The 5,546-nt window shown below is 30.0% G+C and carries 7 protein-coding genes; 2 read left to right on the top strand and 5 right to left on the bottom strand.

The window, feature by feature from the left end:
- A partial coding sequence (locus AC8IGH_RS04910; protein ID WP_507419602.1) for a protein adenylyltransferase SelO family protein occupies positions 1–590 on the bottom strand: 590 nt, incomplete at its 3' end.
- A 51-nt stretch (positions 591–641) separates the two neighbouring features.
- Between AC8IGH_RS04910 and AC8IGH_RS04905 the strand changes: the two genes are divergently transcribed.
- Entirely contained in the window at positions 642–1,268 is a 627-nt protein-coding gene (locus tag AC8IGH_RS04905) for a DsbA family oxidoreductase (protein WP_507419601.1), read from the top strand.
- A gap of 10 nt (positions 1,269–1,278) precedes the next feature.
- Here the strand turns inward: AC8IGH_RS04905 and AC8IGH_RS04900 are convergent, their stop codons facing one another.
- The 3 genes from AC8IGH_RS04900 to AC8IGH_RS04890 form a co-directional block, all read right to left on the bottom strand.
- Entirely contained in the window at positions 1,279–2,007 is a 729-nt protein-coding gene (locus AC8IGH_RS04900) for a 3'-5' exonuclease (RefSeq protein ID WP_507419600.1), read from the bottom strand.
- Positions 1,958–3,424, bottom strand: a complete 1,467-nt coding sequence (locus AC8IGH_RS04895; RefSeq protein ID WP_507419599.1) for a DUF294 nucleotidyltransferase-like domain-containing protein — start codon at positions 3,422–3,424, stop codon at positions 1,958–1,960. Before AC8IGH_RS04895 ends, AC8IGH_RS04900 begins: the two co-directional genes overlap by 50 nt.
- Before the next feature lie 162 nt (positions 3,425–3,586).
- Positions 3,587–3,775, bottom strand: a complete 189-nt coding sequence (locus AC8IGH_RS04890) for a hypothetical protein (RefSeq protein ID WP_507419598.1) — start codon at positions 3,773–3,775, stop codon at positions 3,587–3,589.
- Between the two features lie 68 nt (positions 3,776–3,843).
- Between AC8IGH_RS04890 and AC8IGH_RS04885 the strand changes: the two genes are divergently transcribed.
- Positions 3,844–4,956 carry a lipid A deacylase LpxR family protein gene (locus AC8IGH_RS04885; protein WP_507419597.1) on the top strand — a complete coding sequence of 371 codons (1,113 nt, stop codon included), beginning with the start codon at positions 3,844–3,846 and terminating at the stop codon, positions 4,954–4,956.
- On the opposite strand, the gene AC8IGH_RS04880 is transcribed toward AC8IGH_RS04885, so the two are convergent.
- Positions 4,953–5,546: AAA family ATPase (locus AC8IGH_RS04880; RefSeq protein WP_507419596.1), on the bottom strand; the 594-nt coding region annotated here is incomplete at its 5' end. The genes AC8IGH_RS04885 and AC8IGH_RS04880 overlap by 4 nt on opposite strands.

Genomic DNA, 5,546 nt, shown 5'->3' with positions numbered 1-5,546 from the left:
AGAGTTGTTAGATCTTTTTTAATTGCAACATATTCAAAAGTGCCAACGCGAATGTGACTTTCTGCAACTCTTGTTAAAACTGCCCCAGGTAATACTGTTTCTCTCATCACGTTTTCACCTGTCGTTGCAACGGCTAAACTACGTGTTGTTCTAATATTTAAATGGTACATCGCCTCACTAATAATATATTCACGAAGCATTGGACCAAGAGCTGCTTTACCATCTCCCCCTCTTGAATAAGGGGTTCTACCGGAACCTTTAAATTGAATGTCATATCTTTGGTTTGTTGGAGTAATGTGTTCACCTAAAACAATAGCTCGCCCATCCCCTAAAATAACCAAATGCCCAAACTGATGTCCTGCGTAGGCTTGTGCTATTGGCTCTGATCCTTTTGGAATTAGATTTCCAGTAAATAATTTTGCTAACTGTTCATTACTTAAGGAAGAAAAATTTAGCCCAAGTTGTTTAGCAAGCGAGTAATTTACAATTGTTATATTTGGATTTTTAACAATAGTTGGCGCTACTCTCGAAACTAAATGTGGAGGTAAAAGTGTGTAGCTATTATCAAAATTCCAACCAATATTTTCCATCTAATATTTAATGTGTCTGGTTTGTTAATTTTTATATTATAAATTCATAACATGAAAATTACGATCTACTTAGATACAATTTGTGGCTGGTGCTACATTGGTCACAATAGATTATTTAAAGCCCTATCAGAATTTAAAGATAAAAAATTTGAAGTTCATTATGCTCCTTTCTTACTAAATCCTGATATGCCTTTATCCGGCATGAAAAGGTCCGATTATTTAGAGAAAAAATTTGGCGGCAAAAATAATGCCCAACCGATGTATGATCACATGACTGAACAAGCTGCTCTAGAGGGTTTGGACTTTAAATTAGATCAAATAAAAATTACTCCTAATACAATTCTTTCTCACATATTAATCAATCTTTCTGACGACTCGAATACACAAAGATTAATTGTTGAAAATATTTTTAAAAATTATTTTATTAATGGTGATGACATTGGAGATTCAGAAAATTTAATGACGATTGGCATTAAAAATAATTTAAATAAACAAATAATTAAAGAAGCTTTCAAAGATAAAAAGAATATTGATGATATTCTAAAAAAAAATCAGTTTGCGCATCATAGAGGAATTTCAGGTGTTCCTGTAATAGCATTTAATGACCAGATCATTATTCAGGGTGCCGAGAGTACAGAACTAATAATAAATAAAATTAAAAAAATAATTAAATTTTAAAAATCTAATATTAATGAATTTTATCAAGATTTTTTAGTAAACTATGAATTTGTCTTCCTTGTTTACAAATATTTATTAAGCCACCAATACTTTGAACATTATTTCTATTTTTTGCAGTATCAATTAAGAATAAAAATAATCTTGCAGTAATAATAGCATCCCCTAAAGCAGAGTGTCGAATTTGATCAAATGTTTTAATTCTAAAATGATCGCAAAGAAAAGATAATTCATAATTTTCAAGATTTGGATACAATCCTGTAGCAAGTAAAATTGTATCAATACTCGTTATCTTTTTTGCTGTGGCTGCAAGTGAAGTTTTTGCAGCATTTTTTTTTATAAAACCAATATCAAAATCAATATTATGACCCACTAAAATAGTATGATCTATAAAATCATTTATTTTTTTTTCTAATTGATAAATATTTGGTTTATCTTTAACTTTATCCTCAGTGATATAATGAATATTTCTTGAAGCAAAAGGAATATCTCGTTCTGGGTTTACAAATTCATCTAAAATCTCATTTTCAATAATTGAATTATTTTTTACTTTGACAGCGCCAATCGATATAATTTTATGACCTTCATTGACGCTAAGGCCTGTAGTTTCAGTGTCTAAAATTGTAAAAATCGCATTATCAATTGAAAGCCCACGCAGTTCATTTCTTCTTTGCAAAAAAGATCTTATTCTATTAAAAATATTCTTCACTGATATCCGCCTTTGCTCTTGTTTTAAATTCATTAATCTTTCTTAAATAAATTTTTAATAGTCCTTTTTCTCTATCTAGTAATAATTTTGGGTTAATAAAATTTTTGATAGGTTTGCCCATTTTTACAGAAGCAATTTGATTTTTAAGTAATAGATAAGTTAAAAAACGGTGAGCACTAATTATAAAATCTTTTTCATGATCATCGAAAACCTTTCGCGCATTTAATTCTTCAATTCGTGCAAGTGTATTGGATCTATTAATTCGATTTTTGATTGAATAAATTCTTACAGCCTCAACTAGTGGTAAAGTTCCAGCACCTTTTAAATTCAATAATCCTCTATTTTCAGGGTCTTTTTTCTCTAAGACAAAATTACCAAAAAAAGTTAAACCAGCTTGTCTATTTTCTTCATTTTTAAATAAATATTTTAAAACTTTTTTATCGATTAACTTATCAAAAATAAATGTTCGAAGTTCATTTGCAAGTTCCGTATTTCCATAAACAGATCTAAAATCGTAAAGCATATCTACGTAAATTAGATTCTGCTCACTTAATGTTTCTACCCAATTTTGAATTTGATTTTTCCATTCTGGCAAACTTTTTCTCCACATCGGATTAGTTGCCATCAAATTACCTTTGCAAAAAGGAATTCCTGCATCATCTAAAGATTTTGTAAAATCTTTCGCAAGTTCTTCAAAATATAAATCAACTTTTTTTGGGTCTTCTTTATCAGTGGATTCATAGATAATTCCATTATCTTGATCTGGATATAAAAAACTTTCCATTCTTCCCCCTGAGCCCATTACTAAAACAGTGTAATCTGGAATATGCTTTATTATATTTTTTGAATTCACTCTGCGTTCTGCAATTCGTATAGAACGTCTAAAGATGACGTTATTTAAGAAACTTAATAAATAAGTAATATCTAATGCAGAAGTATTTTCATCTAACAATCTTTCTGCAATTTTTATTTGCTCTTGCTTGATTTTAATTAACGCTGATGAATCGTATTCATCAAATGTCATCTGATCAATTTGCTCTGTAACTACTCCAAGTTCAGCATAGAGAGCTTTATTAACATAAATAATTCCAACTACTTTGGAATTCAAATCTACGACTGGTAAATGTCGAAGATTATTCTTCCTCATTTTACCCACCGCATGAAATAAAAGATCGTCTTGATAAACAAAAATTACAGGGGACGTCATAATTTCTGAAACTTTTTTATTCTGATCTGAAATGAATGTGACTTTTCTTACAATGTCTTGTTCTGTAATGATTCCAGAAAGTTTGTTTTGCTGCTTAACTAAAATGACTGATTTTTTTTGTTTTTGTAAATCTTTTATAGCATCCCCTATAGGGGTATTGATATCAACATAAAGATAGTCTTCTGACATATAGTCAGAAATTTTTTTGATGAACAATTCAACGCTATTAGATCGATTAGTCATTTTGCGTTGGAGTATAAATGATTTTTATTATTAAAAAAAATAACTTACTCAAAAAATTGAACTCAAACAGATTAAACTTTGCCGCAATTACTCTTTCTAAAGCTTAATTTTTAAGCCTTTTTATATTTAAGAAAGTCTAATCTATCTTTTTTTATTAAACTATTAACGAATAAGTCCGTAAGTCATTACAAATATTGCAATCGGCAGACTTAATACTGCGGCAACAAAAGCTACTACACCTACGATCGTTGCTACTTCTTCTACTGTTCGTTCAGATATAGCCACTGTTGGAAAACTTTGATTTCCGTTTACTAGTTTTATTGTTTGTTTTTTTATTTTCATGCAGTTCATATAGAGAGCAAATGTAATAAATTCTTGAACTATTTGTGTCTTAATTGTGAAAAGTGTATTAATTTTTAATGCGACATCCTGTACTTTTTTTCTTTTTCATTTTTTTTGCAACTCCATCATTTGCAAACTGCAATCAAAACGAACAGATAGACTTTAGAAGTTACAATTTTAGAATAGAAAATGACTACTTTAATAACGAAGATTCTAATTACACTAGTGGTGTAATTTTATCAGGCGTCACACATGATTTTAAAACGGATGTAAAAAATGAATGTTTGCCTCTTATTACACGTCTACACGGCAATCTGCTTTCCTTTATTGATACTGATTTATTAAAAAAAAAAGAAGGTTTTTCTAAAAATATTTATTTTAGCGGCTCTCAGTTAATGTACACCCCAGTGGATGATAAAACACCAACTATCATTAAAAATGACAGACCTTACGCTGGTATCTTATCTTTAGCGGTTGGCATTAATGAAAGACATAAGAATCAATCTGATCACACACAAGTCTTGGACACTAAAGAATTAACACTTGGCATTATTGGTCCTGCTTCTTTTGCAAGACAAAGTCAAAATTTTGTCCATGACAGATTTAATGTTTATCGAGCTGCTGGATGGGATAATCAATTAAGTAATGAACCTGCAGCAATGTTGTTGATTGAGAAAAAAATTAAATCTGATTTACAGCAAAATTCTTATACTCCTGGCATTTCAAAAGACCTGATAAGATTTTACGGAATTAAAGTTGGAAATATTCAAACTTCTTTAAATATCGGTCTGGAGGGAAGATATGGTTTAAATATTCCCAATGATTTTGGTAGCACCCCTTCTTATCCTGGTTGCGATAATACAGCTCCTTCATCAGGAAGCTCTGAAACTTGTACTGATAAAGGAGAATTGATGTTACCTATTCCCTTAGGTGCACATTTATTTGCGCTCGCTGAATTAAAAGGCGTTGCTTACGATTTTTCTTTAGATGGTAATATTTTTGCAAACAATCACCACGTCCATAGAGAACCTTTTGTGGGATTAGTTGCGGTTGGGATAAACTCTTTAATTCCAATTCCTGGAAATAAAAATTTAAAATTAACCCTTACGCAATATATTCAGTCAAAAGAATTTAAGGAGCAGAAAACTGCTGATAAATATGTTTCTTTTACAGTGGGTGTAGATTTTTAATTAATAGCGAATACTTTATTATTAAGAACTAACTGATCGCCATCGACATCAATTTTAATTGCATCCAATTTTTTATCTTTCATATCTAAGATTAAATTCGCAATTGGATTTTGAATATATTTTTGAATTGCTCTTTTTAAAGGTCGAGCACCATACTCTTGATCAAAACCTTTATCTACTAACCACTCTAAGGCCTTGTCAGTAATTGAAAATGTTAAGTTTTTATCTTTTAATATATTCTTCAAGTTATTTACTTGTATCTTAACAATCTCTTTAATCTCTTCTTTTTGAAGTCTATCAAAGACAATAATATCATCTAATCTATTTACAAACTCTGGTCTGAAAGATTTTTTAACAACTTCCAATACTTTTTCCTTCGTTCTTTCATCTAATTTCTCGCTTTTATTAGCTTGAATGAATTCTGAGCCAAGATTGGATGTTAAAATAATGATGGTATTTTTAAAATCTACAACTCTACCTTGACCATCCGTTAATCTTCCATCATCTAAAATCTGAAGAAAAATATTAAATACATCTGGATGAGCTTTTTCAACTTCATCAAATAAAATCACTTGGTAAGGTCTACGTCT

The sequence above is a fragment of the Candidatus Allofontibacter sp. genome, assembly GCF_038145245.1.
GTDB lineage: Bacteria > Pseudomonadota > Alphaproteobacteria > Pelagibacterales > Pelagibacteraceae > Fontibacterium.
The sequence above is the reverse complement of the archived record's forward strand: the minus strand, read 5'-3'. Positions and strand labels throughout refer to the sequence as shown.